The 447-nt window shown below is 59.7% G+C and carries 1 protein-coding gene; it reads right to left on the bottom strand.

The genetic code is table 11. The annotated features are described in order from the left end of the window. Positions 1-447 (bottom strand): malic enzyme-like NAD(P)-binding protein (locus ACU8YC_RS27640; protein ID WP_446896347.1); only part of this gene is annotated, 447 nt, incomplete at both ends.

Genomic DNA, 447 nt, shown 5'->3' with positions numbered 1-447 from the left:
ATCATGAAGATGTTTTCGATCTTCGCGCCCATGCTGACCAGCAGCTTCATGCATGAGGTAGCGGCAGCGCCGGCACCAAGGCAGACGATCTTCGCCTGTTCCAGCGTCTTGCCGGCGATCTCCAGTGCGTTGAGCATGCCTGCCGCGGTCACGATGGCGGTGCCGTGCTGGTCGTCGTGAAAGACGGGAATGTCGCACTGCTCGATCAGCGCGCGCTCGATCTCGAAACACTCCGGCGCCTTGATGTCTTCAAGGTTGATGCCACCGAAGGTGATCGAGATGCGCTTGACGGTATCAATGAAGGCCTGCGGGCTCTCGGCGTCGACTTCGATGTCGAACACGTCGACACCCGCGAAGCGCTTGAACAGAACGCCCTTGCCTTCCATTACCGGCTTGGAAGCCAGCGGACCGAGATTACCCAGACCGAGAATAGCGGTGCCATCGGAG

The organism is Citrobacter sp. VF227 (assembly GCF_052950715.1).
This window is presented reverse-complemented; position numbering and strand designations above follow the sequence as displayed.